Here is a 3,275-nt window from a genome sequence, read left to right as displayed (position 1 = left end):
CCGAGTGTGTGTTGTTTGAGAATTGCACAGTGGACGCGAGCATCTTTGTTGTAAGTAATGAAGAGCGTACGGTGGATGCCTTGGCACCAGGAGCCGATGAAGGACGTAGGAGGCTGCGATAAGCCTCGGGGAGCTGTCAACCGAGCTGTGATCCGAGGGTGTCCGAATGGGGAAACCCAGCACGAGTGATGTCGTGTTACCCGCATCTGAATATATAGGGTGTGTGGAGGGAACGTGGGGAAGTGAAACATCTCAGTACCCACAGGAAGAGAAAACAATAGTGATTCCGTGAGTAGTGGCGAGCGAAAGCGGATGAGGCCAAACTTTGTGCGTGTGATACCCGGCAGGGGTTGCGTATGGAGGGTTGTGGGGTTTGCATTGTCGATTCTGCCGGATCGGCCGACAGTGAGAAATTGTGGTGTTAGTCGAAGTGGTCTGGAACGGCCTGTCGTAGAGGGTGAGAGTCCCGTAGACGAAAACATTGCAACTGTCGTTGTGGATACCCAAGTAGCAGCGGGCCCGTGAAATCTGCTGTGAATCTGTCGGGACCACCCGATAAGCCTGAATACTCCCTGGTGACCGATAGCGGACTAGTACCGTGAGGGAAAGGTGAAAAGTACCCCGGGAGGGGAGTGAAATAGTACCTGAAACCGTGCGCTTACAATCCGTCAAAGCCGGTGCATGACTTGTCATGGCTGGTGATGGCGTGCCTTTTGAAGAATGAGCCTGCGAGTTAGTGGCATGTCGCGAGGTTAACCCGTGTGGGGTAGCCGTAGCGAAAGCGAGTCCGAATAGGGCGTATCCACGTTTGTGGTGTAGTGGCGTGTTCTAGACCCGAAGCGGAGTGATCTACCCATGGCCAGGTTGAAGCGACGGTAAGACGTCGTGGAGGACCGAACCCACTTAGGTTGAAAACTGAGGGGATGAGTTGTGGGTAGGGGTGAAAGGCCAATCAAACTCCGTGATAGCTGGTTCTCCCCGAAATGCATTTAGGTGCAGCGTCACGTGTTTCTCACCGGAGGTAGAGCTACTGGATGGTCTAGGGGGCCTACAAGCTTACCGAAATCAGCCAAACTCCGAATGCCGGTGAGTGAGAGCGTGGCAGTGAGACTGCGGGCGATAAGGTTCGTAGTCGAGAGGGAAACAGCCCAGATCGCCAGCTAAGGTCCCTAAGCGTGTACTAAGTGGAAAAGGATGTGGGGTCGCGAAGACAACCAGGAGGTTGGCTTAGAAGCAGCCACCCTTGAAAGAGTGCGTAATAGCTCACTGGTCAAGTGATCCTGCGCCGACAATGTAGCGGGGCTCAAGTACACCACCGAAGCTGCGGCACTCACACAATAGCCCGCTGAATCCTTGCGAGGGTTCAGCCAGGTGTGTGGGTGGGTAGGGGAGCGTCGTGCAGCCATGGAAGCATCGGAGTGATCCAGGTGTGGAGGCTGCGCGAGTGAGAATGCAGGCATGAGTAGCGAAAGACGAGTGAGAAACTCGTCCGCCGAATGACCAAGGGTTCCTGGGCCAGGTTAATCCGCCCAGGGTGAGTCGGGACCTAAGACGAGGCCGACAGGCGTAGCCGATGGACAACGGGTTGATATTCCCGTACCCGTGTAACCGCGCCCATGGTGAATCAGTGACACTAACCACCCTGAATCCATATGACCGATCTCTTTCGAGAGTGAGGCGTGTGGTGGATGCGTGGGACCTGATCTGGTAGTAGCCAAGCGATGGGGTGACGCAGGAAGGTAGCTGGGCCAGTCAGTGGTTGTACTGGTGTAAGCCTGTAGGGCGAACGGTAGGCAAATCCGCCGTTCATCAAGCCTGAGAGGTGATGCGTAGCCGATTGAGGCGAATTCAGTGATCCTATGCTGCCGAGAAAAGCCTCTAGTGAGTTGTTACACGGCCCGTACCCCAAACCGACACAGGTGGTCAGGTAGAGAATACTAAGGCGATCGAGATAACTATGGTTAAGGAACTCGGCAAAATGCCCCCGTAACTTCGGGAGAAGGGGGGCCCCTGCCGGTGATGGAACTTGCTTCCTGAGCTGGTGTGGGCCGCAGAGACCAGTGAGAAGCGACTGTTTACTAAAAACACAGGTCCGTGCGAAGTCGTAAGACGATGTATACGGACTGACGCCTGCCCGGTGCTGGAAGGTTAAGAGGACCGGTTAGCCAGTAATGGCGAAGCTGAGAATTTAAGCCCCAGTAAACGGCGGTGGTAACTATAACCATCCTAAGGTAGCGAAATTCCTTGTCGGGTAAGTTCCGACCTGCACGAATGGCGTAACGACTTCTCAGCTGTCTCAACCATAGACTCGGCGAAATTGCATTACGAGTAAAGATGCTCGTTACGCGCGGCAGGACGAAAAGACCCCGGGACCTTCACTACAGCTTGGTATTGGTGTTCGGTTCGGTTTGTGTAGGATAGGTGGGAGACTGTGAAGCGGTGACGCCAGTTACTGTGGAGTCGTTGTTGAAATACCACTCTGATCGTATTGGATACCTCAACCTCGGACCATGATCTGGTTCAGGGACAGTGCCTGGTGGGTAGTTTAACTGGGGCGGTTGCCTCCTAAAATGTAACGGAGGCGCCCAAAGGTTCCCTCAGCCTGGTTGGCAATCAGGTGTCGAGTGCAAGTGCACAAGGGAGCTTGACTGTGAGACTGACAAGTCGAGCAGGGACGAAAGTCGGGACTAGTGATCCGGCACCGGCAAGTGGAAGCGGTGTCGCTCAACGGATAAAAGGTACCCCGGGGATAACAGGCTGATCTTCCCCAAGAGTCCATATCGACGGGATGGTTTGGCACCTCGATGTCGGCTCGTCGCATCCTGGGGCTGGAGTAGGTCCCAAGGGTTGGGCTGTTCGCCCATTAAAGCGGCACGCGAGCTGGGTTTAGAACGTCGTGAGACAGTTCGGTCTCTATCCGCCGCGCGCGTAAGAAACTTGAGGAAGGCTGTCCCTAGTACGAGAGGACCGGGACGGACGAACCTCTGGTGTGCCAGTTGTTCCACCAGGAGCACCGCTGGTTGGCTACGTTCGGAAGGGATAACCGCTGAAAGCATCTAAGCGGGAAGCCTGTTCCAAGATGAGGTTTCTCACCCCCTCGAGGGGGTAAGGCCCCCGGCAGACCACCGGGTTGATAGGCCAGAACTGGAAGTACAGCAATGTATGCAGGTGACTGGTACTAATAGGCCGAGGACTTACCACAAAGAAGCTACGCGTCCACTGTGCAATATCTGAAACAACACACGAGTAGTTGTTCAGTAACACAACCGAATACA

The 3,275-nt window shown here is 54.8% G+C and carries 1 rRNA gene; it reads left to right on the top strand.

From position 1 onward, the window contains the following. The first annotated feature begins 48 nt into the window (after positions 1-48). A 23S ribosomal RNA gene (locus tag CH285_RS11070) occupies positions 49-3,202 on the top strand. The last annotated feature ends 73 nt before the right edge of the window (positions 3,203-3,275 follow it).

The organism is Rhodococcus sp. 05-2256-B1, from assembly GCF_002258465.1.
Lineage (GTDB): Bacteria > Actinomycetota > Actinomycetes > Mycobacteriales > Mycobacteriaceae > Rhodococcoides > Rhodococcoides fascians.
The sequence above is the reverse complement of the archived record's forward strand: the minus strand, read 5'-3'. Positions and strand labels throughout refer to the sequence as shown.